This is a genomic window from Streptomyces sp. NPDC021020 (genome assembly GCF_044333285.1).
Classification (GTDB): Bacteria; Actinomycetota; Actinomycetes; order Streptomycetales; family Streptomycetaceae; genus Actinacidiphila.
The window spans coordinates 131,587-157,947 of sequence record NZ_JBIRQQ010000015.1; the positions used below are offsets into that span (position 1 = coordinate 131,587).

The following is a 26,361-nucleotide window of genomic DNA, read 5'->3' on the forward strand; positions in this document are numbered from 1 at the left end:
GCGGCGTGCGAGGCTGGGACGCCGGCTCCCCCGAGGAGCCGGCCCCGCCCGCACCGCACCCCCGTACCGCGCTCCCCGTACTGTCCGCCCGGCCGTTTCCGGCCCCGTTTCCCCCGCGAGGATGCAGATGAACCCTGGTCCCGGCTCCGCACCCGGCACCGCCGACGCCGGCGAGACCGCCGCCCGCGTCCTGGTCGTCGACGACGAGCCCGCCGTGCGCGAGGCGCTGCGGCGGAGCCTGGCCTTCGAGGGCTACGACACCGAGCTGGCCGCGGACGGCCTCGCGGCACTCGACGCCGTCGACGCGTACCACCCGGACGCGATCGTGCTGGACGTGCTCATGCCGCGGATGGACGGCCTGACCACCGCCCGCCGGCTGCGCGCGACCGGGGTGACCACACCCATCCTCATGCTCACCGCCCGCGACACCGTCGGCGACCGGGTCACCGGCCTTGACGCGGGCGCGGACGACTACCTCGTCAAGCCCTTCGAGCTGGACGAGTTGCTCGCCCGGCTGCGCGCCCTGCTGCGCCGCAGCTCCTATGCCACCGCGGCGGCCGCGGGCGGCGGCGCGGCCGAGCAGGCGCTGACCTTCGCCGACCTGCGGATGGACGTCACGACCCGCGAGGTGACCCGCGGCGGCACCCCGGTCGAGCTGACCCGCACCGAATACACCCTGCTGGAGCTGTTCCTCACCCACCCGCGGCAGGTCCTCACCCGCGAGCAGATCCTCAAGGCCGTGTGGGGCTTCGACTTCGAACCGTCCTCGAACTCCCTGGACGTCTACGTCATGTACCTGCGCCGCAAGACCGAGGCCGGCGGGATGCCGCGCCTGGTGCACACCGTGCGCGGCGTCGGCTACGTGCTGCGCGCGCCGGAGGGCGGTCACGCGTGAGACGCCTCGCCCTGCGCTCCCGGCTGGCGCTGCTGACGGCCGCGGCGGTGGCGGTCGCGGTCGCGGCGGCGGCGTTCGCGTGCTGGTTCATCACGCGGGACCAGCTCGTCGCGCAGCTGGACTCGACGCTGACCACCCAGCTGGAGACCCAGCTGACCCCGCGCGGCGGCAACGTGTACATCGAGTCCATCCTCGACCAGTGCCAGACGAACGCCCCCAGCAACAACAACCTGCCGCCCGGCCTGACCAGCGTGCAGATCATCGACTCGCACGGGCAGCGGTGCGTGGGCGCGGGAGCGGTGGCGCTCAAGGTGCAGCACACCGACGTGCAGGTGGCCGACGGGTCCCGGGACTCGGCGAAGCACAACGCCCGCACCGACGGCGGGCAGCAGGTGCGGGCCGTGACCCTGCCGCTGATCAAGAACAACGCCCGGACGAACCTCGCGATCACGGTGTCCCGCCCCCTGGACGAGATCGACCGCACCCTGGACCACCTGGCGTGGCTGCTGCTCGCCGTCGCCGGGGTCGGCGTCGTCGGCGCGGCGACCGCGGGGCTGTGGGTCGCGCGGACCGGGCTGCGGCCGGTGGACCGGCTGACCGAGGCGGTCGAGCACGTCGCGGCGACCGAGGACCTGAACGTCCGGCTGCCTGTCGAGGGCGAGGACGAGATCGCCCGGCTCGGGCAGTCCTTCAACGCGATGACCGCGGCGCTGGCGTCCTCGCGGGACCGCCAGCAGCAGCTCATCGCCGACGCCGGGCACGAGCTGCGCACCCCGCTGACGTCGCTGCGCACCAACATCGAACTGCTGGAGCGCAGCGAGGCGACCGGCCGGCCACTGCCGCCCGAGGACCGGCGGGAGCTGCTCGCCTCGGTCAAGGCGCAGATGACGGAGCTGGCCGCGCTCATCGGCGACCTCCAGGAGCTCAACAGGGCCGACGCGGCCGCCCGCTCCCTCACCGTGGTGCCGCTGCACGAGATCACCGAGACGGCGCTGCGCCGCGCCCGGCTGCGCGGTCCGGGCCTGACGATCGGCGCGGAACTCGCGCCCTGGTACGTCCGGGGCGAGGCGGCGGCGCTGGAGCGGGCCATCGTGAACCTGCTGGACAACGCGGTGAAGTTCAGCCCGCCGTCCGGCGTGATCGACGTCGCCCTGCACGAGGGGCGGCTCAGCGTGCGCGACCACGGGCCCGGCATCCCGGCCGAGGAGCTGCCGCACGTCTTCGAGCGCTTCTGGCGCTCGCCCACCGCGCGCTCGCTGCCGGGCAGCGGGCTGGGGCTGTCGATCGTGGCCCGCATCGTCCAGCAGTCGGGCGGCACGATCACCCTGGCGCCCGCCGAGGGCGGCGGCACGCTGGCGACCGTGCAGCTCCCCGGCGCCCCCACGGCCCCGCCGGAGACGCTCCCGGAGACCTGACGCGTCTCATCATACGAAATAGCCGTCTCATATCCCGGCCGACGGAGAATACTTGGGCGCACCATCCAGATCGGGGAGGTGCGCCGGACATGCGGCGTTGGATCATGCTGGGCCTGGGGACCGCGGCGCAGACCGCGGCCTGCGCCTTCGTCTACGGAGTGCCGTACCTGGCCGACGAGCTGCGCGGACGCGAGGGGCTCACGCTCACGCAGGTCGGCGTGCTCGTCGCCTGCCCCACCGTGGGCCTGGTGCTGGCGCTCTACGGGTGGGGCGCGGCCGCCGACCGCTGGGGCGAGCGGGTGGTCATCGCCACCGGGCTCGGCGGAGCCGCCGCGGCGCTGGCCGCCGCCGCGTGGGGCGTGCACGGCATGGTCGCGCTCGGGGCGATGCTCACCCTGGCCGGGGCCACCGGGGCGTCCGTCTACTCCGCGAGCGGGCGGCTGGTCATGGGCTGGTTCGGCAAGGAGCAGCGGGGGCTCGCGATGGGCATCCGGCAGACCTCCACACCGCTGGGCATGGGCGTGGCCGCGCTGGCCATGCCGCCGCTGGCCGCCGGGCACGGGCTCGCGGGCGCCTTCGGCTTCCTCGCGGTGGCGTGCGGGGTCATCGCCGTGCTGATCGCCGCCTTCGCCGCCGACCCGGCCCGCCCGCAGACCACCGCCGCCGAGCCCGCACCCAACCCCTACCGCGGGTCGAGCCTGCTGTGGCGGATCCACGGCTCCGCCGCGCTGCTGGTCGTCGCGCAGTTCACCGCGGGTGCCTTCGCGCTGGTGCTGCTGGTGGACGTACGCGGCTGGACGCCCGTGCACGCCGGGCAGCTCATCGCGGCCGGGCAGGGGCTGGGGGCGGTGTCGCGCATCCTGGTCGGGCGGTGGTCCGACCGGGTCGGCAGCAGGCTGCGGCCCATGCGGCAGCTGGCGCTGCTGACCGGGGCCGTCGTCGGCGCGACCACGCTGGGCACCGCCTTCCCGTCGCCGCTGACGCCCGTCCTGCTGGTCGCCGCGATCGCCATCACGGCGAGCACCAACGGGCTGTCCTTCACCTCCACCGCCGAGCACGCCGGGCCCGCCTGGTCCGGGCGGGCGCTGGGCGTCCACAACACGGGGCAGAACTTCACCGCCGCGGTCGTGCCGCCGCTGATGGCCGCGCTCATCAGCGCCGCCGGGTACTGGCCGGGCTTCGCGCTGGCCGCGGCCGCCACCTTCGCCTCCGCCGGGCTGATTCCGGTGCGCGGGACCGTGCCCGCCGCCGGCCGCGCGGACCGGGCCCGTACGATTCCGGCATGAGCGCCCGGCGGATCGACACCCTGACCGAACTGCCCACCGGCACCGCGCGCGCGGTGCTGGACCTGATCGAGGACGCGGCGGCGGCCGACGGCCAGCCCGCGGTGTCCGAGCAGGGCCGGCTGCACGTACGGCACCCCGGCCGCCCCGGGGTGCGGCACCTGCTGCTGTGGGCCCCCGACAGCGAGGGCGGCGGGCACGTGCTCGCCGGCTACGCGCAGATCGAGGACACCGACCCGGTCGAGGCGCCCGCCGCGGAATTCCTCGTCCACCCGCGGCACCGGCTGCACGGCCACGGGCGGGCCCTCGGCGAGGCGCTGCTCGCCGCGACCGCCCGGCGGCTGCGCGTCTGGGCGCACGGCGGCCACCCCGCCGCCCGGCACCTGTCCGTGCAGCTCGGCCTCCAGCTCTTCCGCGAGCTGCGGCAGATGCGCAGGTCCCTGGACGCGGAGCTGTCGGGGCTCGCCGCGCCCGTCCTGCCCGCGGGCGTCACCGTCCGCACGTTCCGCCCCGGCGAGGACGACGCGGCGTGGCTCGCCGTCAACGCGGCGGCCTTTGCCCACCACCCCGAGCAGGGCTCGCTCACGCAGCGCGACCTCGACGACCGCACGGCGGAGTCCTGGTTCGACCCCGCGGGCTTCTTCCTCGCCTTCCGCGGCGACCGCCTCGTCGGCTTCCACTGGACGAAGGTCCACGCCGACCTGGGCCTCGGCGAGGTGTACGTCGTGGCCGTCGCCCCCGGCGAGCAGGGCGGCGGCCTCGGCCGCGCCCTCACCACGATCGGCCTCCGCCACCTCGCCACGGACCGCAACCTCCCCGGCGTCCTCCTCTACGTCGACGCCGACAACACCGCGGCCGTCTCCGTCTACGAACGCCTCGGCTTCACCACCCACGAGGTCGACCTCATGTACCGCACGGAGAGCTAGCCGCCGGCCGGCGGGGTTCGCCCTGTCAGGGGCTCGCGCATGCCGCGCAGGGGACGGGCCAGGGGCGCGGGGAACTGCGCGACCAGCCACAGCGTGCGGACGATCGCGAACGCCACCGCAAGTGGCACCCCGGTGCGAAGGGGCGCGGGGGACTGCGCGCGCAACCACCCACCGGCGGAGGGGCGCGGTGTGCCCTCGCCCGGCAGGGCGGAGCCTCACCCCCCTGGCGTAAGGGAACGAAGGTCCGAGGGGGTCACCCCGCGCGGTGACGGCAACCCCGCCGGAGGCGCTGCGCTTGCCTGACGGCAAGACTCTCGTTACCAGCGGTTCAACCGCAACCGCCAGCATCGCAGGATGCAACCCGCCGCCCCCCACCGGCCGAACTCCCCCGACCTGCCGGAAGGCACCTCCGCACGAGACAATGGAGCGACGGCCGGAGGCCGCCTGACGGGGGGTGTCGGCCGCGCGTACCACGTGCCGGATCCGGAGGAGGGCTCGCACACCATGGCCCAGACGAATCATCCCAGCGTCCCCGTCCAGCCCCAGCCGGGGCAGGACGGGGACGACGCCGACGCCGACGGCTTCGGCGCCTTCCGCCCCCGGGTCGTCCCGAGCCTGGAGGCCGACGCGGAAGCGGACGCCGCCGCCGAGGACGCCGACTTCGGCGAGGCCCTCCCCGAGGGCCGCTTCCTGGACCGCGAGCGCAGCTGGCTCGCCTTCAACGAGCGCGTGCTGGAGCTGGCCGAGGACCCGGCCACCCCGCTGCTGGAGCGGGCGAACTTCCTGGCGATATTCGCGAGCAACCTGGACGAGTTCTTCATGGTCCGCGTCGCGGGCCTGAAGCGCCGGATGGCGACCGGCGTGGCGACACGCTCCGCGTCCGGCCTCCAGCCCCGGGACGTCCTGGACCTGATCCTCACCCGCTCCCGCGAGCTCATGGCCCGGCACGCCGCCTGCTTCCAGAACGACGTCGCCCCGCAGCTCGCGGACGAGGGCATCCACGTCATCCGCTGGGGCGAGCTGACCGACAAGGAGCAGGCGCGGCTCGCGACGCTCTTCCGGCAGCAGATCTTCCCGGTGCTCACCCCGCTGGCGGTGGACCCGGCGCACCCCTTCCCGTACATCTCCGGCCTGTCGCTGAACCTCGCGGTCGTGGTCCGCAACCCGGTGTCCGGGCACGAGCACTTCGCGCGGGTGAAGGTGCCGCCGATCCTGTCGCGCTTCCTGGAGGCGGGCCCGCAGCGGTACGTACCGCTGGAGGACGTGATCGCGGCGCATCTGCAGGAGCTCTTCCCGGGCATGGACGTGCTGGACCACCACATGTTCCGCGTCACCAGGAACGAGGACCTGGAGGTCGAGGAGGACGACGCGGAGAACCTGCTCCAGGCGCTGGAGAAGGAGCTCATGCGGCGCCGCTTCGGCCCGCCCGTGCGGCTGGAGGTCGAGGAGTCGATCGCGCCGCGCGTGCTGGACCTGCTGGTGCACGAGCTGAAGATGAAGCACACCGAGGTCTACCCGCTGCCCGGTCCGCTGGACCTGACGGGGCTGTTCGCGATAGCCGGGCTGGACCGGCCGGAGCTGAAGTACCAGCGGTTCATCGCGGGCACCCACCGCGACCTCGCGGAGGTCGAGTCGGCGTCGGCGCCGGACATCTTCGCGGCGATGCGCGAGCGCGACATCCTGCTGCACCACCCGTACGACTCCTTCTCGACGTCCGTGCAGGCCTTCCTGGACCAGGCGGCCGCCGACCCGAACGTCCTGGCCATCAAGCAGACCCTCTACCGCACCTCCGGCGACTCGCCGATCGTCGACGCGCTGATCGACGCGGCCGAGGCGGGCAAGCAGGTGCTGGTGCTGGTCGAGATCAAGGCCCGCTTCGACGAGCAGGCCAACATCAAGTGGGCCAGGAAGCTGGAGGAGGCGGGCTGCCATGTGGTGTACGGCCTGGTGGGCCTCAAGACGCACTGCAAGCTCTCGCTGGTCGTCCGGCAGGAGGGCGACACGCTGCGCCGCTACAGCCACGTCGGTACCGGCAACTACCACCCCAAGACGGCCCGGCTCTACGAGGACCTGGGCCTGCTGACCGCGGACCCGCAGGTCGGGGCGGACCTCTCGCACCTGTTCAACCGGCTGTCCGGCTACTCGCGCCGGGCCACGTACAACCGGCTGCTGGTCGCGCCGCGCAGCCTGCGCGACGGCCTGGTCACCCGCATCATGGCCGAGGTCGAGCACCACAAGGCCGGCCATCCGGCCTTCGTCCGGATCAAGGTCAACTCGATCGTGGACGAGGCCGTGATCGACGCGCTCTACCGCGCCTCGCAGGCCGGTGTCCCGGTGGACATCTGGGTCCGCGGCATCTGCGCGGTACGCCCGGGGGTGCCCGGGCTCTCGGAGAACATCCGGGTACGCAGCGTGCTCGGGCGCTTCCTGGAGCACTCCCGGGTCTTCGCCTTCGGCAACGGCGGCGAGCCCGAGGTGTGGCTCGGCAGCGCCGACATGATGCACCGCAACCTCGACCGCCGCATCGAGGCGCTCGTCCGGGTCGCCGACCCGGCCCACCGCGCCACCCTGAACCGGCTGCTGGAAACCGGGATGTCCGACACCACGTCGTCCTGGCACCTGGCCGCCGACGGGAACTGGACCCGCCACAGCACCGACGCCGACGGGCGCCCGCTGCGCAACGTCCAGGAGATGCTCATCGACGCCCGGAGGCGCCGGCGTGGCCCGTCAGCAGCAACCTGACCCCGTCCCCCCGGACCCGGACCCCGGCGGCACGCCGCCCGCCGCGGGCGGCGGCGCGGGTGGTGCGACGCCGCACCACGGCGGCACTCCCGCCACGGCGAGCGCCGCCGGCGCGCCGGGACCGCACGCCTCCGGCAGCGCGGCCGCCGCGGCACCGGACCACGGCGACAACCCCACCGCGGGGCCGGCCCCGCGGGCCGCGAACAGCACGGCTCCCGACCGCGACGGCGGCACGCCCGCGCGCGGCGCCGGCGCCGCCGCGGCACCGGACCACGGCGACAACCCCACCGCGGGGCAGGCCCCGCGGGCCGCGAACAGCGCGGCTCCCGGCCGCGACGGCGGCACGCCCGCGCGCGGCGCCGGGTCACCGGGTCCCGGGGCCCCCGGCCGCGCGGGTGGTGCGGCGGGGGACGCGCACGCCTCCGGCGGCGCGGGGACGTATGCCCCGGGTGGGGCGGCGACGCGGCCGCCGCCGGACGGGGCGGCGGGAGTACCGAGCAGGATCAGGCAACCGCGCCTGCTGTCCGCCCGTGGCGGCAGGGCACCGGCAGACAACGGGGACACGGGGACCAGCACCATCATGAGCGCCGAACCGTACGACGTCATGCCGCAGGCCGGAGGGACCGCCGGCGAGGTGCTGACCCGCTACCTGCACGAACGTGCCGCGGGCTTCCTGCGCGGGCTCAGCCTGCGCGGCGAGAACGAGGCGGAGGCCGACGCCCTGCTGCGCGGCAGCGCCCGGCGGATCGGCGGGGCGCTGCACACCTTCGGGGTGCTCACCGACCCGGCGTGGGCCGAGCCGCTGCGCGCCGAGCTGGCCTGGCTGTCCAGCACGCTGGGCCGCGAGCCGCAGCACGCCGGGCGGCTGGCCCGGCTGCTCGACGCGCTGCGGCGGCTGTCGGTCGCCGCGCCCGAGGGGCAGGAGCCGGTGCTCGCGGGGGGCTCCGGCGCCGCCAGAACCGGCAAGACCGGCGCGCCGACGCCGCCCCCTTCCGGCGGCGGGCCGCTCGCGCTCGGCGCCGCCCGCGCCGGCGCGCTGCTGGAGCGCCAGCTCACCCTGGCCCGCACCCGCGCCCACTCGGCGTCCTTGCAGGCCATGGGCTCCTCGCGTTTCCACGCGCTGGCCGACGCCATCGCCGTGCTCGTCTCCGAGGTGCCGCTCTCGCCCGCGGCCGCCGCGCCCGCCGCGAACGTGCTGCCGCAACTCGCCGGGCAGGCGTACGCGCGGCTCACCGACGCCGTCGCCGCGCTGCCGCTGCACCGCGCGGCCCACCCGTACAACGCCGACGCCGTCCAGGCCTCGCTCGGCGCCGAGCTGACCGCGGACCTCCAGGACGCGCCCTGGCACCAGGTCCGCGTACTGCTGCGGCTCAGCCGCTACGCCGCCGAGGTGACGCGCCCCGAGGGCGACGGCCCCGACCGGCAGCGGCTCGCCGACGCCGCCCGGCTGCTGGAGCGCCACCGCGAGGCCGCGGAATCCGCCGGGGCCGTAGCCGCCGCGGCCCGCACCCCGCGCATAGCGCCGGCGACCGCGTACGCGCTCGGCGTCCTGCACGCCGACCAGCGGCACGAGGTCGAGGCCGCGCGCTTCGCCTTCTCCCGGCTGTGGCAGCCCTCCCTCCCGGGGGCGCGCCGGGAATGACCGCGCCCCCTCCCGGCCAGGACGGCACCGCCGTACGCGCGGCGGGCACCGTCCTGTGGCGCGCCGCGCCGGGCGGCATCGAGATCGCGCTCATCCACCGCCCCCGCTACGACGACTGGAGCCTGCCCAAGGGCAAGCTCAAGCGCGGTGAGGGCTTCGCGGCGGCGGCGCTGCGCGAGACCCGCGAGGAGACCGGCCTCGACTGCGAGCTCGGCGCCGCGCTGCCCTCCCGCCACTACCTCGTGGCGGGCCGCCCCAAGGAGGTCCGCTACTGGGGGGCGAGGGCTCGGACCGACGCGGGGGGCTTCGCCCCCAACGCGGAGGTCGACGCGATGGTCTGGCTCCCCCCGCGGGCCGCCCGCCACCGCCTCACCCACGACCGCGACCGGCCCCTCATCGATGCGCTCCTGCTGGCGCTGGCCTCCCCGAGAGGTGACCTTCCCCCGCCGGGTGAGCGTTTTTAGGGGCGCGGGGAACTGCGCGACCGGCCACGACGTGCCGTCACGTCGTCACCGGCCCGAAGGGGCAGTTCGGTTCGTACCGGACCACCGGCCGGTGGGGGCTGAGCGCGCAGTTCCCCGCGCCCCTGGTGGTCCCCCGGCGCCGCAGCCGTGCCCTGAGGGCGCAGGGGCGAGCTCAAGGCCCCGCGCAGCGGGAACGGGCGCTCCCCGCGCAGAGGGAACGGGCTCCCCGCGCAGGGGGAAAAGCATCCCGCCGGACGGGGGCGGTAACGTTCGGCGGGTGAGTGGCATTGAACTCGACGACTTCGGCTCCCTCGTGGAGCGACCCGACGCCCGGGCCCGGCGCGACTCCCAGGAGCGCTGGAGCTCGCTCGTGCGGCCCGCGACCGCGCTCGGGAAGGCCGCGGAGATCGCGGACTGGCTGGCCGCCGTGCAGGGAGTGGTCCCCGCACGGCCGATCACCTCGCCCCGCGTGCTGCTCTTCGCCGCGGACCACGGCGTCGCCGCGCTCGATGTGTCCGCGCGGCCCGCGGGTACGGCGAGCGCGCTGGTGCGGGAGGTGCTCGACGGCACGGCGCCGGTGAGCGTGATCGCCCGGCAGTTGGGCGGTGTGCCGGTCGAGGTCGTCGACATGGCGCTGGACTGCGATCCCGCGGAGCTGCCCGCCGAGGTGACGGCGTATCGGGTACGGCGCGGCTCCGGCCGTATCGACGTCGAGGACGCCCTCACCCGCGAGGAGGCCGAGGAGGCCTTCCGGCACGGGATGGCCATCGCCGACCGGCACGCCGACGCCGGCACCGACCTCGTCCTGCTCGGCGACCTGAGCGTGGGCGGTACGACGGCGGCCGGCGTGCTGATCGCCGCGCTGTGCGGCACGGACGCCTCCGTGGTGACCGGCAGCGGCTCCGGTATCGACGACCTCGGGTGGATGCGCAAGTGCGCCGCGATCCGCGACGCCCTGCGCCGGGCGCGCCCCGTGCTGGGCGACCAGATCGCGCTGCTGGCCGCGGTCGGCGGCGCCGACTACGCCGCGATGACGGGCTTCCTGCTCCAGGCGGCGGTCCGCAAGATGCCCGTCGTCCTGGACGGCGTCGTGAGCGCGGCCTGCGCGCTGGTGGGCCAGCGGGTCGCCTTCCGCGCCCCCGACTGGTGGCTGGCCGCGCACGCGACCGGCGAGCCGGGCCAGGCGAAGGCGCTCGACCGGGTCTCCCTGGACCCGCTGTTCGACCACGGCCTCCACCTGGGCGGCGGCGTCGGCTCCCTGCTGGCCCTCCCCCTCGTGCAGTCCGCGGCGGCGCTCTCCGCCGAGCTTCCCCGGGAAGAAGCCCCCGAGGAGCCGGAGCAGGAGCCGGCGGAAGAGGACGTCACGGCGTAGGCGCGCCGCACCCCAGTCATAATGCCGTAAATAGGACATTACGATCTATGCTTCCCCGTCATGGGGACCACGCGGCACCGCGGGCCCGTCGCGGAGGCGCGGCGGCTCTTCCCCGACGTGTGGGGGCGGGTCCGCGCGGGCGGTCTGCGCGGGGTCCCGGTCACGCTCGCCGCGTGCGCCGGCATCCTCGCCCTCCAGATCCTCCAGCACCGGCACGCCACGACCGGCTGGGTGGAACGCCTCGGCGGGGTCTACGCGAGCCTGCCGTGGTGGGTGGCGCTGCTGCGGACACCGCTGTCGCTCTTCCTGCCCGACCCGGAGCTGCCGGTGTGGGGCCTGGTGCTCCAGGTCGTCGTGGTCTTCGGCATCGCCGAGGCGACGATCGGCCCGCGCCGTACGCTCGCGGTCGCGCTGCTGGCCACGCTCGCCGGCACCGGCCTCGCCCGCTACTGCCTGTGGGCGGGCCCGCGCTGGCCGCTCGCGCTGCCGCACGCGGACCTGCTGGTGCGCGACACCGGGCCGTCCGCGGCGGTCGTCGGGCTCGGGGTGTACGTCGCGCTGCGCCACCGCGCGTGGTGGACGGCGGGCGCGATCGTCGCCGCGATGGTGCTGGAGGCCGTGTCGATCCCGAATCTCGCCGGGTACGAGCACCTGGCCGGCGTCGCCCTGATCCTGCTGCTCGCCGCGGCCCGGGCGATGGGGCGGGGAGGCGGGGCGGATAGCCTCGCGCGGTGAACGACGACTCCCGGCCCACCACGGCGGACGCCCTGCGCTTCGCCTTCGGCACCCTCACCGTGCTGCCCGTGCGGGTGCGCCGGTGGGACGGGCGCGCGGCCCGCGGCGGCATGCTGGCCGCGCCGCTCGCGGGCGCCGTCGTGGGGCTCGCGGCCGCGGGCTGCGGCGGCCTGCTGCGGGCCCTCGGCGCGGGGCCGCTGCTCGCGGCGGTGGGCGCGGTGGCCGTCCCCGCCGTCCTCACCCGGGGGCTGCACCTCGACGGGCTCGCGGACACCGCGGACGGGCTCGGCTCCGGCAAACCGGCGGAGGACGCCCTGCGGATCATGAAGCAGTCCGACGTGGGGCCCTTCGGCGTCGTCGTACTCGTCCTCGTGCTGCTCGCCCAGGTCGCGGCGGTCGCGCAGTGCTACGGGCACGGGTGGCGTTACGGGTGCGGGGCCGCGGTGACCGCGGCGGTCACCGCGCGGGTGGCGCTGACCCTCGCGTGCCGCGCGGGCGTCCCGCCGGCCCGCCCGGACGGCCTCGGCGCGGCGGTCGCGGGTACGGTGCCCGTACCCGCGGCCCTGGCCGTCCCCGCGGCCTGCGCGGCCCTCGCCGCCGCCGCGTACGCCCCCTTCGGGGGCCTCACCCCCCTGCGCGCGGCCGTCTCCGTCGCCCTGGCCCTCCTCACGGCCGAGGCCCTCCTCCGCCACTGCGTGCGCCGCTTCGGCGGCGTGACCGGCGATGTCTTCGGCGCCCTCGCCGAATCCGCGACGACGGTGGCCCTGCTCCCCCTCGCCCTGCGCTGAGCCCCCGCGGGGGGACGGCTGCGGCGCCGGGCAACCACCAGGGGCGCGGGGAACTGCGCGAGCAACCCACCACCGGCCGGTGGTCCGGTACGGACCGAACTGCCCCTCCGGGCCGGTGACGACGTGCACCACGGTGGTGGGCTGGTCGCGCAGTTCCCCGCGCCCCTGCGGGGCACCCCGCGGCGCAGCCGCGAGCCCCTTCGCCGCCGGGCGGCGGAAAAACGGTCACCGCACCACGGAGCGGAACCGTAACCCGCCGCGGAGCGGCGTACGCTCGGCAGGTCGCCCGCGAAATGCCCCGATGGTGCGGCGGATTACGATGCGGAGACGGCCCGGCCGGGCCACCCACCGGCCATCGATGCGGACCTCGACCGAATAGGACCCAACCGACCGTGACAGCTCTGACACTCAGTACCTCCGCCGCCGCAGCGTTGCGCGCGGACGCCGTCGTCGTGGGGGTGAGCAAGGCCGCCAAGGGCGGCCCCGTGCTCGCGCCGGGCGCGGAGTCGGTGAACGCCGCCTTCGGCGGCAAGCTCGGCGCGACCCTGGAGACGCTCGGCGCGACCGGCGCGGAGGGCGAGCTCACGAAGCTCCCCGCGCCGGACGGCGTGAAGGCTCCGGTCGTGGTGGCGGTGGGGCTGGGCGAGCCGCCCGCCGCAGGCGAGGGCTTCGACCCCGAGGCGCTGCGCAAGGCCGCCGGTACGGCCGCGCGGGCGCTGGCCGGGGCGAAGAAGGCCGCGTACGCGCTGCCGGCGGACGAGCCGGCGCTGGTGGAGGCGGTGGGGATCGGCGCGCTGCTCGGCGCGTACCGGTTCACCGCCTACCAGGCGGACGCCGGCAAGGCCCCGCTGGGCGAGGTCGCCGTGGTGGGCGGCAAGCCGCGCGACAAGGCGTTCAAGGCCGCGGTGGAGCGCGCCGTCGCGGTGGCCGCGGAGATGAACCGGGCGCGCGACCTGGTGAACACCCCGCCGAACGACCTGACCCCGAAGGCGTTCGCCGCCGAGGTGCAGGCCGCGGCCAAGGAGTTCGGCCTCAAGGTCGAGGTGCTGGACGAGAAGGCGCTGCTCAAGGGCGGCTACGGCGGCATCATGGGCGTCGGCCAGGGCTCGGCGACGCCGCCGCGGCTGGTGCGGGTGGCGTACACGCACCCCAAGGCGAAGCGGTCGCTGGCCTTCGTCGGCAAGGGCATCACGTACGACTCGGGCGGCATCTCGCTGAAGCCGCCGGGCCACAACGAGACGATGAAGTGCGACATGAGCGGCGCGGCCGCGGTCTTCGCCGCGGTCGTGGCGAGCGCGAAGCTGGGCCTGGCGGTCAATGTGACCGGCTGGCTGGCGCTGGCCGAGAACATGCCGGGCGGCGGCGCGACCCGCCCCGGTGACGTGCTGCGGATGTACGGCGGCAAGACGGTCGAGGTGCTGAACACCGACGCCGAGGGCCGCCTGGTGCTGGCGGACGCGCTGGTGCGGGCGTCGGAGGAGTCGCCGGACGCGATCGTGGACGTCGCGACGCTGACCGGCGCGATGGTGCTGGCGCTGGGCGACGGCCGCTTCGGGATCATGGCGAACGACGACGCCTTCCGTACCGCCGTGCACACCGCCGCGCTCGCCGAGGGCGAGGACTCCTGGCCGATGCCGCTGCCGCAGGCGCTGCGCAAGACCTTCGACTCCCCGACCGCGGACATCGCCAACATGGGCGTCCGGATGGGCGGCGGGCTGGTCGCGGGGCTGTTCCTGCGCGAGTTCGTCGGCGAGGGCATCACCTGGGCGCACCTGGACATCGCGGGCCCGGCCTTCAACGAGGGCGGGCCGTCCGGCTACACCCCGAAGGGCGGCACCGGTTCGGCCGTACGGACGCTGGTCGCGCTGGCCCGGCGGACCGCGGACGGCGAACTGCTCTGAGCGCGCCCCGTCACCTCCCCCGTACCGCCCGCGCAGGGCGCCGCGGGAGCGGGTTCTGACAAAAGCGGGCAGCAGGTGAGATGTGTCACGCGTACGGCCCCCGGCGGCATGCCGGGGGCCGTACCGCGTGTTCCGTCGGGCAGGGCCGGTGCCCCGCGAGGGCGCGAGAAGTGCGAAGATGTTGTCTCGGCACGACAGGGCCCCCCTTTGAGACAAAGCGGCCGAACCAAAGCCGCCGTCCGGTCATGGTGGACCGGCTCCGGCGAACCCATGCATGGAGGACGTGACGTGGCGAACGACGCCAGCACTGTTTACGACCTAGTGATCCTCGGCGGCGGCAGCGGGGGCTATGCGGCCGCTCTGCGTGCTGCGCAGCTGGGACTGGACGTCGCCCTGATCGAGAAGAACAAGCTCGGGGGCACCTGTCTGCACAACGGCTGCATTCCCACCAAGGCGCTGCTGCACGCCGGTGAGATCGCGGACCAGGCTCGCGAGAGCGAGCAGTTCGGTGTGAAGGCCACCTTCGAGGGCATCGACATCGCGGCCGTCCACAAGTACAAGGACGACGTGATCTCGGGCCTGTACAAGGGCCTGCAGGGCCTGGTCGCCTCGCGCAAGGTGACCTACATCGAGGGCGAGGGCCGGCTGTCGTCGCCGACCTCGGTGGATGTGAACGGGCAGCGGATCCAGGGCCGGCACGTGGTGCTGGCGACCGGTTCCGTACCGCGTTCGCTGCCGGGGCTGACGATCGACGGCAACCGGATCATCTCGTCCGACCACGCGCTGACCCTGGACCGCGTGCCGAAGTCGGCGATCGTGCTGGGCGGCGGCGTGATCGGCGTCGAGTTCGCCTCGGCGTGGAAGTCCTTCGGCACCGACGTGACGATCGTCGAGGGCCTGCCGCACCTGGTCCCGGTCGAGGACGAGAACAGCTCGAAGCTGCTGGAGCGGGCCTTCCGCAAGCGCGGCATCAAGTTCAACCTCGGCACCTTCTTCCAGAGCGCCGAGTACACCGCGGACGGCGTGAAGGTGACGCTGGCCGACGGCAAGACCTTCGAGGCCGAGGTCCTGCTGGTGGCCATCGGCCGCGGCCCGGTCTCGCAGAACCTGGGCTACGAGGAGCAGGGCGTCGCGATGGACCGCGGCTACGTCCTGGTCGACGAGTACATGCGGACGAACGTGCCGACGATCTCGGCGGTCGGCGACCTGGTGCCCACGCTCCAGCTCGCGCACGTCGGCTTCGCCGAGGGCATCCTGGTGGCCGAGCGGCTGGCGGGCCTGAAGGCCGTGCCGATCGACTACGACGGTGTGCCGCGCGTGACGTACTGCCACCCCGAGGTCGCCTCCGTCGGCATCACCGAGGCCAAGGCCAAGGAGATCTACGGCGCGGACAAGGTCGTGTCGCTCAAGTACAACCTGGCGGGCAACGGCAAGAGCAAGATCCTCAAGACCTCGGGCGAGATCAAGCTCGTCCAGGTCCGCGACGGTGCCGTCGTGGGCGTCCACATGGTGGGCGACCGGATGGGCGAGCAGGTCGGCGAGGCCCAGCTCATCTACAACTGGGAGGCGCTGCCCGCCGAGGTCGCGCAGCTCATCCACGCGCACCCGACGCAGAACGAGGCCATGGGCGAGGCCCACCTGGCTCTCGCGGGCAAGCCGCTGCACTCGCACGACTGACCCTCACACCACGCCACCCATCCGCACAGATTGCAGAGGAGTAACCGCAACCATGGCGGTTTCCGTAACCCTGCCGGCGCTCGGCGAGAGCGTGACCGAGGGCACCGTCACCCGCTGGCTCAAGGCCGAAGGTGAGCGCGTCGAGGCCGACGAGCCGCTGCTGGAGGTGTCGACCGACAAGGTCGACACCGAGATCCCGTCGCCCGCGTCCGGCGTCCTGGCGTCCATCAAGGTCGCCGAGGACGAGACGGTCGAGGTCGGCGCCGAGCTGGCAGTGATCGACGACGGCAGCGGCGCGCCCGCCGCCGCTCCCGCCCCGGCCGCCGAGCCCGCCCCGGCCCCCGAGCAGCCCGCCCAGCCCGCGTCCGCCACGCCGTCGACCGAGGCCGCCGCCCCGGCTCCGGCCCCCACGGCGCAGGCCGCCGAGGGCGGCTCCGGCGCGTCCGGCACCGACGTGGTGCTGCCCGCGCTGGGCGAGTCGGTCACCGAGGGCACCGTCACCCGCTGGCTGAAGGCCGTCGGCGAGACGGTCGAGGCCGACGAGCCGCTGCTGGAGGTGTCGACGGACAAGGTCGACACCGAGATCCCGTCGCCGGTGTCCGGCACGGTGCTGGAGATCCTGGTCCAGGAGGACGAGACGGCCGAGGTCGGCGCCCGGCTCGCGGTGGTCGGCGAGGCCGGTGCCGCGCCCGCCGCCGCTCCGGCTCCCGCCGCGCCCGCCCCGGCCCCGGCTGCCCCGGCCCCCGCGCCGGCCGCCCCGGCTCCGGCTCCGGCAGCTCCGGCGCCCGCCCCCGCTGCGGCCGCGCCCGCGCCCGCTCCGGCGGCTCCGGCTCCGGCTGCTCCGGCCCCCGCGCCGGCTCCCGCCCAGCCGCAGGCCGCTCCCGCCGCTCCCGCGGCCACCGCCCCGGTCGACGAGGGCGCGTACGTGACCCCGCTGGTGCGCAAGCTCGCCGCCGAGAACGGCGTGAGCCTGGGCTCGGTGCGCGGCACGGGCGTCGGCGGCCGGATCCGCAAGCAGGACGTCATCGCCGCCGCGGAGGCCGCCAAGGCCGCCGCGAGCGCCGCTGCCGCCCCGGCCGCGCCCGCGGCCGCCGCGCCGAAGGCCGCCCAGGCGGTCTCGCCGCTGCGCGGCCAGACGGTCAAGATGACCCGGATGCGCAAGGTCATCGGCGACAACATGATGAAGGCCCTGCACTCGCAGGCGCAGCTCACCAGCGTCGTCGAGGTCGACGTCACGCGGCTGATGCGGCTGCGCGGCCAGGCCAAGGAGGCGTTCGCGGCGCGCGAGGGCGTCAAGCTCTCGCCGATGCCGTTCTACGTCAAGGCCGCCGCGCAGGCGCTCAAGGCGCACCCGGTGGTCAACGCCCGGATCAACGAGGACGAGGGCACGATCACCTACTTCGACAGCGAGAACATCGGCATCGCCGTGGACTCCGAGAAGGGCCTGATGACCCCGGTCATCAAGGGTGCGGGCGACCTCAACATCGCGGGTATCGCCAAGAAGACCGCGGAGCTGGCGGCCAACGTCCGGGCGAGCAAGATCACCCCGGACGACCTGGCGGGCGCGACCTTCACGATCAGCAACACCGGTTCGCGCGGTGCGCTCTTCGACACCGTGATCGTGCCGCCGAACCAGGCCGCCATCCTGGGCATCGGCGCGACCGTCAAGCGCCCGGTGGTCCTGGAGACGGTGGACGGCACGACGATCGGCGTCCGCGACATGACGTACCTGTCGCTGTCCTACGACCACCGCCTGGTGGACGGTGCCGACGCGGCCCGCTACCTGACGGCGGTCAAGGAGATCCTGGAGGCCGGCGAGTTCGAGGTCGAGCTGGGCCTGTAGGCCCCGCGAGGCTCTCGGCCGGCCGGCCGCGCCCCCGTCCCGGTTCCCGGGGGGGGGGCGCGGCCGTCTGACATGCGGTCCGGTGGGAGGCAGGGTTGCTTCCGCGTCGTATCGTCTACAGCACGCCACCCGTGAAGGAGCGCGCCCCATGACCCATGCCGCAGTCCCCCACCTGGTCGTGCACAGCCTCCGCGACCAGATCCGCGAGCACATCCTGGAGGGGATCGTCAGCGGCCGCTGGAAGCCGGGCGAGCGCATCGTGGAGCGCCGGATCGCGACCGAGCTGGAGGTCAGCCAGACGCCGGTACGGGAGGCGCTGCGCGAGCTGGAGACGCTGCGGCTCATCGAGTCCGCGCCGAACAAGGGCGTGCGGGTGCGCCGGCTCACCGCGGCCGAGCTGCGGGAGAGCTACCCGGTGCGCGCGGGGCTGGAGCAGGTCGCGGCGGAGCTCGCGGCGCCGCGGCTGGCGGACGACCCGTCGGCGCTGGAGCGGGAGGTCGAGGCGCTGCGGGTGGCGGACGCGGCGCTGGACGGCGAGGCGCAGGCCCGGCACACGGTGGCCTTCCACCACGAGATCGTCCGGGCGACGCACAACAAGGTGCTGCTGCACGCCTGGGAGGCGCTGGGCATCGAGGTGTGGACGACGCTGTCGATCCGCTGGCTGAGCCCCGCGCCGCGGGCGTACGCCGCCGAGCACCAGGAGATCGTGGACGCCTTCACCCGGCGCGACCCGGAGATCTGCGCGCTCATCAAGTCGCATGTGCTGAGCTGCGCTCCGCAGGTATAGGCATGCTGTCGGCCGCATAATCCTCCGGAGCGCACGGAGGGTCGCGCGGGATTCGAAGGCGCAGCCAGCACGGCACGGCGTGCCTCGAAGGCTGGCACCCCGTGCCGACTTTGGATTCACCCCCTGAGCAGGATTGATCGATCATCGATCGCAGAGGTATCGTCGTTTTCAGAGGGCGAGCCCTGTCTGCCGACGAATCCATCGCTCCTCATCACCTCCCTCCGTCCGGAAGGCGGCACCCCATGCCTGACGCCGTTGGCCGTACCCGGCCAGGTCAGCTCGATCAGATCCCGGATCGGGACCCGGAAGAGACCGCGGAATGGCTCGCGTCGTACGACGCGGTCACCCAGGCCGCCGGCCCGCACCGGGCCGCGTACCTGATGCGGCGCGTTCTCGACCACGCCTCGGCCGGCGACACCTCCGGCCCCGGGGGCGGCCCCGTGCTGCCCGCCCTCCTGGAGACGGAGTACGTCAACACCATCCCCACCGCCGCCGAGCCCGCCTACCCGGGCGACGAGGCGCTGGAGTCCCGGATCACCGCCTGGAACAGGTGGAACGCCGCGGCCATGGTCACCCGCGGCAGCAAGCTCGGCCTCGGCGGCCACATCGCCACCTTCGCGTCGGCGGCGTGGCTGTACGAGACGGGCTTCCAGCACTTCTTCCGCGGGAAGGAGGGCGCGGGCTCCGGCGACCAGCTCTACATCCAGGGCCACGCCTCCCCCGGCATCTACGCCCGGGCCTTCCTCGACGGCCGGATCTCCGAGGCGCAGCTCGACCGCTTCCGGCAGGAGGCCGGCGGCGACGGCCTGCCCTCGTACCCGCACCCGCGGCGGCTGCCGTGGCTGTGGGAATTCCCCACCGTCTCGATGGGCCTCGGCCCGCTGTCCGCGATCTACCAGGCGCGCTTCAACCGCTACCTGGAGCACCGCGGCATCAAGGACACCTCCGACTCGCACGTGTGGGCCTTCCTCGGCGACGGCGAGATGGACGAGCCCGAGTCGACCGCCGCCCTGGCGCTCGCCGGGCGCGAGGGCCTGGACAACCTGACCTTCGTCGTCAACTGCAACCTGCAGCGCCTCGACGGACCGGTCCGCCCCAACTTCAAGATCGTGCAGGAGCTGGAGGCGCAGTTCCGCGCCGCCGGCTGGAACGTCGTGAAGGCCCTGTGGGGCTCGGCGTGGGACTCCGTCATCGCCCAGGACACCGAGGGCGCGCTGCTGCGGCGGCTGCGCGAGGTCCCGGACGCGCAGTTCCAGACGTACGCCACGCGCGACGCGGCCTACATCCGCGAGCACTTCTTCGGCGCCGACCCGGCGCTGCGGGCGCTCGGCGGGACGCTGGCCGACGCCAAGCTGCTGGAGCTGTTCCAGACCTCGCGCGCCGGGCACGAGCCGCGCAAGGTCTACGCGGCCTACCGCGCCGCCGTCGAGCACAAGGGCGCTCCGACGGTGATCCTGGCCCAGACCGTCAAGGGCCACACCCTGGGCGCGGGCTTCGAGTCGCGCAACGCGAACCACCAGATGAAGAAGCTCACGCTCACGCAGTTCCGCACGATGCGCGACCTGCTGGAGCTGCCGATCCCGGACAGCGCGCTGGCCGGGGACACCGTCCCGTACTGGCACCCGGGCGAGGACTCCGCCGAGATGCGCTACCTGCGCGAGCGGCGCGCCGCGCTCGGCGGTCCGGCCCCGGCCCGGCGGGTCACCGCGAGGCCGCTGCCGCTGCCGGCCGCCGACAACAAGGCGTACAAGGCGCTGGAGCAGGGCTCGGGCACGCAGGAGATCGCCACCACGATGGCGTTCGTCCGGCTGGTCAAGGACCTGATGCGGGAGAAGGAGACCGGCCGCCGCTGGGTGCCGGTCGTCCCGGACGAGGCGCGCACCTTCGGCATGGAGTCGCTCTTCCCGTCCGCGGGCCTGTACTCGCCCAAGGGCCAGACGTACGACCCGGTCGACCGCGACCAGCTGCTGTACTACAAGGAGGCGAAGGACGGCCAGATCCTCAACGAGGGGATCACCGAGGCCGGTTCGCTCGCCGACTTCACCGCGGCGGCCACGTCGTACGCCACGCACGGCGAGCCGATGATCCCGTTCTACATCTTCTACTCGATGTTCGGGTTCCAGCGCACCGCCGACCAGTTCTGGGCGCTCGCCGACCAGCTGGGCCGCGGCTTCGTGATCGGCGCGACCGCGGGCCGCACCACGATGACCGGCGAGGGCCTCCAGCACGCCGACGGCCACTCGCACCTGCTCGCCTCGACCAACCCGGCGGCGCTCTCCTACGACCCGGCGTTCGCGTACGAGGTCGCGGTGATCGTCCGCGAGGGCCTGCGGCGGATGTACGGGCCCGACGCCGAGGACGTCTTCTACTACCTGACGGTCTACAACGAGCCGAAGGTGCAGCCCGCGATGCCCGCGGGCGCCGAGGAGGGCATCCTCAAGGGCCTCTACCGCTACCAGGAGGCCGCGGGCGCCGCGGCCGACGCCCCCCGGCTCCAGCTGCTCGCGTCCGGCACCGCGATCCACTGGGCGCTCGACGCGCAGCGGCTGCTCGCCGAGGACTGGGGCGTGGCCGCCGACGTGTGGTCCGCGCCGTCCTGGACCGAGCTGCGGCGCGAGGCCCTGGAGTGCGACGCGGCGCGGCTGCGCGGCGAGGAGCGCATCCCGTACGTGACGCGGGCGCTGGAGGGCGCGCCGGGTCCGGTCGTCGCGGTCAGCGACTGGATGCGGGCGGTGCCCGACCAGATCGCGCCGTGGGTCGAGCAGGACTGGACGTCGGTCGGCACGGACGGCTTCGGCCTGTCCGACACCCGCGACGCCGCCCGCCGGCACTTCGGTGTCGACCCGCAGTCGGTGACCGTGCAGGCGCTCGCGGCGCTCGCGCGGCGCGGCGAGATCGAGCCGTCGAAGGTCAAGGAGGCGGCCGAGCGGTACGGCCTCTGAGGCCCTCGGGTACGGGGCCGCGCGCCCCGTACCCGCCGCTCGTACGCGTCTCCCGTACGTGCTGAGTTGCCGCCGCCCGGCCGGGCCGACTGGCCGGGCGGCGGCGGCCGTTCGCCGCCCGTGCGGCCCAAGTGCCCCACCGTTTAGGTGAATTGGAAACCAACCTTGGCCCGAAAGGGATTGCGGGTGCTTACACGTACCCGCTAGCTTGCCCCGGATGCCTGCCAACCCCGGCCCGCTGGCCGCTCCCACGGCGGAGGACCTGCACGCGTGGTACCGCGTGCAGTCGGCCGCGTTCGCGCACGACCGGCCCGGCGAGCCGGTGCCCTCGCACGCCGCGGTCCGGGCCCGGCTGACCACGACGGGCAGCCGCCTCCGGCAGGTGCTGTGGCTGCTGCGCAGCGCGGCGTCCGACCCGGTGGCCACGGCGTCCCTGCGCCTCCCGGCCGCCGAGGACGAACTCTCCCCTGGCGGTACGGCGGCCGGTGGTACGGGCGGCTCGGGCGATTCCGGCGCGGGCGGAAGCGATTCCGGCTCCCGTGCGGGCGGCTCCGGCTCCCGCGGCGGCGGGCAGGGCGGGGTGACCGGCGAGATCCGCATGACCGTGCACCCGGCGCACCGGCGGCTCGGCACGGGCTCGCGGCTGCTCGCGACCGTCACCGAGGCCGCGGCCGCCGCCGGGTGCGGCAGCCTCGTCGGCGAGGTCACGTCCGGCACGTCCGGCGAGGGCTTCCTCGCCACCCGCGGCTTCGTCCCCGTCCTGCGCCGCACCTGGCAGCGGCTGCCGCTGGACGACGTCCCCGCGCCCGTCGCCAAGCTCCCCGACGTCCCCCACCCCGGCTACCGGCTCACCGCCTGGGAGGGCGCGGCCCCCGACACGCTCGCCGACGGCTTCACCGCCGCCCTGCGCACCCTCCCGCCGCTCCCCCCGGAGGCCGGGCTCGCCCCCGGCGCGACCCGCTGGGACCCTTCGTGCGTCCACGAGACCGCCGAGCTGGCCGCCCGCCGCGGCGACCGGCTCCTCACCGTCGCCGCGCTGCACGACACCGGCGACCTCGTCGGCTACACCACCGTGCTGCTCCCCGGCGACGGCGCGCGGCGCGCCCGCCAGTACGACACCGCGGTCGTCCCCGACCACCGCGGCCACGGCCTCGCCCTGTGGATGACGGCCGAGCTGCTGCGCCGGCTCGCCGCCGCGCAGCCCGGCCTGACCGAGCTGCACACCGCCGTCCCGGACGACAGCCGCCACCTGCTGACCGTCAACGCGACGCTGGGCTTCCGCCCGCTGCGCCGCACCGTCCGCTACCGGCTGCGGCTGCGGCGCCGCTGAGCGGTGCGCCCCGGGTGCCCCAGCCCGGCGCGGGGGCACGTCCGCGCGCCGGGCCGCGCACCGGTGTGCGTAACGACACGGACGCGGCCGACGGAGATCGCGTGCATGCGCCCGCGGCAACCGGGAAGCTGGACCCGTGATGGACGAGACGGAGTTCTGGGAGATCGTCGACAGCACGCGCGACGCGGCGGGCGGCGATCCGGACGAGCATGCGGATCTGCTCGTCGAGCGCCTCACCCGGCTCGACCCCGAGGCGGTGCTCGACTTCGCCCGGCATTTCGAGACCCGCTTCCTGCGGGCCTTCCGCTGGGATCTGTGGGCCGCCGCCGACATCATGCTCGGCGGCGCGGACGAGGAGTCCTTCGACTACTTCCGCTGCTGGCTCATCGCCCAGGGCCGGCACGTCTTCGAGGGCGCCCTCGCCGAGCCGGACGACCTCGCCGAGCTGGCACCCGGCTTCGACCCCGACACGGACGGCGACGCGGAGGATGTCGGCTACGCGGCGGACGAGGCGTACGAGCGCCTCACCGCGCTCCCTCTCCCCGAGCTGGGCCTCCCGGCCCGGGAGAGTCCCGAGGGCGAGGCCCTCGACTTCGACGACTCCGCGGCGATGGCAGCGAAGCTGCCGCGTCTGTGGGACGCGTTCGCCTGAGCTTGCCGCTGCGCGGGGCCGGTCCCGCCTTGCGGCGCGGGGCGCCCCGCAGGGGCGCGGGGAACTGCGCGCTCAGCCCACCACCGGCCGGTGGTCCGGAACGAACCGAACTGCCCCTTCGGGCCGGTGACGACGTGACGGCACGTCGTGGCTGGTCGCGCAGTTCCCCGCGCCCCTAAAAACGCTCGCCCCGCGCGGCAAGCGCGCCCTCCCCGCGCCCCTGGGGGTTGCCCTGCGCAGCAGAACCGCGCGCCCGGCGGCGTAATGGTGGGCCCCGGGGGAGGATGAGGGCATGCGAATTGCCGTCACGGGTGCGTCGGGGCTCATCGGGGGTGCGCTGGGCGCGGAGTTGCGCGGAAGCGGGCACGAGGTCGTACGGCTGGTGCGGCGGGAGGCCGCGGGGCCGGACGAGGTGCGGTGGGATCCCGCGGCGGGGCGGCTCGACCCGCGCGACCTCACCGGCGTCGAGGCCGTCGTCCACCTCGCGGGCGCAGGTGTCGGCGACCGGCGCTGGACCGACGCCCGCAAGAAGGTGCTGTACGACAGCCGGGTCCAGGGCACGCGGACGCTCGCCGCGGCGCTCGCCGCGATGGACGTACCGCCCCGCGTGCTGGTGTGCGGCTCCGCGATCGGCTACTACGGCGACACCGGCGACCAGCCAGTCGACGAGTCCGCCCCCGCGGGGCGCGGCTTCCTCGCCGAGCTGGTCCGCGACTGGGAGGCCGCGGCGCAGCCGGCCGCGGAGGCCGGGATCCGTACCGCGTTCGCCCGTACGGGCCTGGTCGTGGCGCGGGAGGGCGGCGCCTGGGGGCGGCTCTTCCCGATCTTCAAGGCGGGCCTGGGCGGCCGGCTCGGCGACGGGCGGCAGTTCTGGAGCTTCATCTCGCTGCGGGACGAGCTCGCGGCGCTGCGGCACATCCTCGGCACGCCGGCCCTGACCGGCCCGGTCAACCTGACCGCGCCGGAGCCGCTGACGAACCGTGAGGTCACCGCGGCGATGGGCCGTGTGCTGCACCGCCCGACGCTCGCGGCCGTACCGGCGCCGGTGCTGCGCGCGGCGCTCGGCGAATTCGCCGGGGACGTGCTGGGCAGTCAGCGGGTGCGGCCCGCGCGGCTGCTGGAAAGCGGCTTCACCTTCGCCCACCCCGGCATCGACGACGCGATCCGCGCGGCGCTGCGTACCGGATAAGGCCGGATCGGACCGGTTGCGCCCGCATCAAGGACCTTTGATGGGGGCATGACCCTTACCAGCGTTCCGCGCCGCGCGCGCCCCACCGACCGAGCCGCACCGGTCGTGCGCCCCGCGCCGGGCGCCACACGAGCGGGGAGTCGGCCCGAACCTCGGGGAGGGACATCGTGCTGTCAGCACGCGGCAAGACCACGGCACCTGTGGACGTCATCGTGATCGGAGCGGGCCTCGCGGGCCTGTCCGCAGCGCACCACCTGCTGGACGCGGGCCTGACGGTCGGCGTGCTGGAGGCCGCGGAAAGGGTCGGCGGCCGGATGGCCACCGACACCGTCGACGGCTTCCGGCTCGACCGCAGGCCGCAACTGCTCAACACCTCCTATCCGGAATTCCACCGGGTGCCCGCCCTGCGCGGGCTGCCGCTCGCCCCGCTCGCGCCCGGCGCGCTCGTACGCTCCGGGGGACGCGGCTACCGGGTCGGCGACCCGCGCGGCATACGGGCGGCGGGCCTCGGCTCCGCGCTGGACCGGGCCCGGCTCGCCACGACCCTCGGCCGGCTCGCGGGCGCGCCCGACGGGCGGCTCGCCGCGCGCCCCGAGACGACCGCGGCGCAGGCGCTCTCCCGGCGCGGTTTCGCGCCGCGCAGCGTCGAGGGCTTCCTGCGGCCGCTGCTGGCCGCGCTGCTGTGCGACCCGGAGCTCCAGACGTCCAGCCGGGTCGCCGACCTGGTGCTGCGCGGCTTCGCCCGGGGCCGTACGTGCGTGCCGGCGGGCGGCGCGGCGAGCCTGCCCGAACGGCTCGCGGCCGCGCTGCCGTCGGGCACGGTACGGCTGGGTACACGCGCGGAGCGGGTCGCGGTGCACAGCGTACGCACCGCGGACGGTACGGAGCTGCCCTGCCGGGCGGTGCTCGTGGCGACGGGGGCGCGGGCCGCGGCGGAGCTGCTGCCGGGGCTGCGGGTGCCCGGCTTCCACCAGGTGACGGTCTACCACCACGCCGCGCCCGTGGCGCCGCTGCGGGAGCCGGTGCTCGTCCTGGACGCGGACCGGCTCGGACCCGTCTCGCACTCGCTGCCCGCCTCCGCGATCGACCCCACCCGCGCGCCCGCCGGGCGCCCCCTGATCACCTCGGTCGTCCTCGGCCCGCCGCCGGACGGCGACTCCGACAAGTCCGTACGGGCGCATCTCGCGGAGCTGTACGACACCCCGACGGACGAGTGGGAGCTGCTCGGCTTCCACACCGACCCCGAGGCGGTCGCCGCGATGCCGGCCCCCCACGACCTCCACCGCCCCGTCCGCCTCCTCGACGGCCTCTACGTCTGCGGCTCCCACCGCACCTCCAGCACGTTGCAGGGCGCGCTGATCTCCGCGCGCCGCGCCGCTTCCACGATGGTCCGTGACACTCTCCCGTCCCCCTCCCCCCACCAGGCCGCGGCCTGACCCCACCCCCCGCGGGGGCTCCGCGCCGCCACGCGGGGGCTTCGCGCTGCGGCGCCGGGCGCCATGGGCGCGAGGGCTCCGCGCCGCCACGCGGGGGCTTCGCGCTGGCGCGCGGGGGCTTCACGCTGGCGCGCGGGGGCTTCACGCTGCGGCGCCGGGCACCATCAGGGGCGCGGGGAACTGCGCGACCCGCCCCCACCGGCCGGTGGTCCGGAACGCACCGAACTGCCCCACCGGGCCGGTGACGAAGTGACGGCACGCCGTGGCCGGTCGCGCAGTTCCCCGCGCCCCTACGGGCGCGCCCCGCGCGGCAGCGCAGGACCAGCGCCCCGCCAGGGGCGC

General features: G+C 75.1%; 19 protein-coding genes. All 19 read left to right on the forward strand.

Features of this window, described 5'->3' with window-relative positions; genetic code table 11:
* Positions 1-127: 127 nt before the first annotated feature.
* The gene (locus ACH4SL_RS34630) at positions 128-895 is read left to right on the forward strand and encodes a response regulator transcription factor (protein ID WP_398453544.1); all 768 of its coding nucleotides are present in this window, start codon (positions 128-130) and stop codon (positions 893-895) included.
* On the forward strand, positions 892-2,310 hold the full coding sequence (locus ACH4SL_RS34635) for a sensor histidine kinase (protein WP_398453546.1): 1,419 nt from the start codon (positions 892-894) through the stop codon (positions 2,308-2,310). The genes ACH4SL_RS34630 and ACH4SL_RS34635 overlap by 4 nt, the downstream gene beginning before the upstream one ends.
* Before the next feature lie 89 nt (positions 2,311-2,399).
* Positions 2,400-3,596 (forward strand): MFS transporter, encoded by a 1,197-nt coding sequence (locus ACH4SL_RS34640; protein ID WP_398453550.1) that lies wholly within the window; start codon positions 2,400-2,402, stop codon positions 3,594-3,596.
* On the forward strand, positions 3,593-4,519 hold the full coding sequence (gene mshD / locus ACH4SL_RS34645) for a mycothiol synthase (RefSeq protein ID WP_398453552.1): 927 nt from the start codon (positions 3,593-3,595) through the stop codon (positions 4,517-4,519). Before ACH4SL_RS34640 ends, mshD begins: the two co-directional genes overlap by 4 nt.
* Positions 4,520-5,023: 504 nt before the next feature.
* Positions 5,024-7,261, forward strand: a complete 2,238-nt coding sequence (locus ACH4SL_RS34650) for an RNA degradosome polyphosphate kinase (protein ID WP_398453555.1) — start codon at positions 5,024-5,026, stop codon at positions 7,259-7,261.
* Positions 7,262-7,841: 580 nt separating this feature from the next.
* A complete protein-coding gene (locus ACH4SL_RS34655; protein WP_398453660.1) occupies positions 7,842-8,903 on the forward strand; it encodes a CHAD domain-containing protein in 1,062 nt (353 codons plus the stop codon).
* Positions 8,900-9,367, forward strand: a complete 468-nt coding sequence (locus tag ACH4SL_RS34660) for an NUDIX hydrolase (protein WP_398453558.1) — start codon at positions 8,900-8,902, stop codon at positions 9,365-9,367. The genes ACH4SL_RS34655 and ACH4SL_RS34660 overlap by 4 nt, the downstream gene beginning before the upstream one ends.
* Positions 9,368-9,644: 277 nt before the next feature.
* A complete protein-coding gene (gene cobT / locus ACH4SL_RS34665) occupies positions 9,645-10,739 on the forward strand; it encodes a nicotinate-nucleotide--dimethylbenzimidazole phosphoribosyltransferase (RefSeq protein WP_398453561.1) in 1,095 nt (364 codons plus the stop codon).
* A gap of 60 nt (positions 10,740-10,799) precedes the next feature.
* Positions 10,800-11,474 carry a hypothetical protein gene (locus ACH4SL_RS34670; protein WP_398453564.1) on the forward strand — a complete coding sequence of 225 codons (675 nt, stop codon included), beginning with the start codon at positions 10,800-10,802 and terminating at the stop codon, positions 11,472-11,474.
* Positions 11,471-12,262, forward strand: a complete 792-nt coding sequence (locus ACH4SL_RS34675) for an adenosylcobinamide-GDP ribazoletransferase (protein ID WP_398453567.1) — start codon at positions 11,471-11,473, stop codon at positions 12,260-12,262. The genes ACH4SL_RS34670 and ACH4SL_RS34675 overlap by 4 nt, the downstream gene beginning before the upstream one ends.
* A gap of 392 nt (positions 12,263-12,654) precedes the next feature.
* Positions 12,655-14,163 (forward strand): leucyl aminopeptidase, encoded by a 1,509-nt coding sequence (locus tag ACH4SL_RS34680; RefSeq protein ID WP_398453570.1) that lies wholly within the window; start codon positions 12,655-12,657, stop codon positions 14,161-14,163.
* 288 nt (positions 14,164-14,451) lie between these two features.
* Positions 14,452-15,840 (forward strand): dihydrolipoyl dehydrogenase, encoded by a 1,389-nt coding sequence (gene lpdA / locus ACH4SL_RS34685; protein ID WP_398453573.1) that lies wholly within the window; start codon positions 14,452-14,454, stop codon positions 15,838-15,840.
* 52 nt (positions 15,841-15,892) lie between these two features.
* A complete protein-coding gene (gene sucB / locus ACH4SL_RS34690; RefSeq protein ID WP_398453576.1) occupies positions 15,893-17,683 on the forward strand; it encodes a 2-oxoglutarate dehydrogenase, E2 component, dihydrolipoamide succinyltransferase in 1,791 nt (596 codons plus the stop codon).
* 148 nt (positions 17,684-17,831) lie between these two features.
* A complete protein-coding gene (locus ACH4SL_RS34695) occupies positions 17,832-18,470 on the forward strand; it encodes a GntR family transcriptional regulator (RefSeq protein WP_398453579.1) in 639 nt (212 codons plus the stop codon).
* Between the two features lie 242 nt (positions 18,471-18,712).
* Positions 18,713-21,412: a pyruvate dehydrogenase (acetyl-transferring), homodimeric type gene (gene aceE, locus ACH4SL_RS34700; RefSeq protein ID WP_398453581.1), complete on the forward strand. Its 2,700-nt coding sequence runs from the start codon at positions 18,713-18,715 to the stop codon at positions 21,410-21,412.
* 217 nt (positions 21,413-21,629) lie between these two features.
* On the forward strand, positions 21,630-22,742 hold the full coding sequence (locus ACH4SL_RS34705) for a GNAT family N-acetyltransferase (RefSeq protein ID WP_398453584.1): 1,113 nt from the start codon (positions 21,630-21,632) through the stop codon (positions 22,740-22,742).
* Between the two features lie 139 nt (positions 22,743-22,881).
* Positions 22,882-23,394 carry a DUF4240 domain-containing protein gene (locus ACH4SL_RS34710; RefSeq protein WP_398453663.1) on the forward strand — a complete coding sequence of 171 codons (513 nt, stop codon included), beginning with the start codon at positions 22,882-22,884 and terminating at the stop codon, positions 23,392-23,394.
* 292 nt (positions 23,395-23,686) lie between these two features.
* Positions 23,687-24,583 carry a TIGR01777 family oxidoreductase gene (locus tag ACH4SL_RS34715; protein ID WP_398453586.1) on the forward strand — a complete coding sequence of 299 codons (897 nt, stop codon included), beginning with the start codon at positions 23,687-23,689 and terminating at the stop codon, positions 24,581-24,583.
* A gap of 167 nt (positions 24,584-24,750) precedes the next feature.
* Complete coding sequence (locus tag ACH4SL_RS34720) at positions 24,751-26,019, forward strand: NAD(P)/FAD-dependent oxidoreductase (protein ID WP_398453588.1); 1,269 nt, start codon at positions 24,751-24,753, stop codon at positions 26,017-26,019.
* The last annotated feature ends 342 nt before the right edge of the window (positions 26,020-26,361 follow it).